Source organism: Bacillus sp. SIMBA_031, from assembly GCF_046535225.1.
GTDB classification, from domain to species: Bacteria; Bacillota; Bacilli; order Bacillales; family Bacillaceae; genus Bacillus; species Bacillus velezensis.
Genome location: NZ_JAWRXC010000657.1, coordinates 1 through 238, shown reverse-complemented (window position 1 = coordinate 238; position 238 = coordinate 1). Strand labels below are relative to the sequence as shown.

Annotated in this window: 1 pseudogene; it reads right to left on the bottom strand. The window is 50.4% G+C overall.

The annotated features are described in order from the left end of the window. Positions 1-238, bottom strand: a pseudogene (locus SB724_RS21715) (lipase); the annotation flags it as partial.

Sequence of the window (238 nt, the reverse complement as noted above, 5' to 3'; positions counted from 1 at the left end):
GCCGTTTCTGTCGAACACGAAATGTGCTTCGTTTGAGCCGTGTGTATCCGGATTTCTCAGAATGACGGTAGTGAAGAAATAAGCGCGATTCTTGGTGATCTGCTCGTTTAAGTTCCCATCAAGCCGCTGCTTTCGGCTGAAGTGTGAGAGCGAGGGGTTTTTCGTATCAATCGTTGTCCCCTTCTGGCGGTCATATTCGTTCCAATAGCCCGCCCCGACCATGTCGTCCGGATTGATA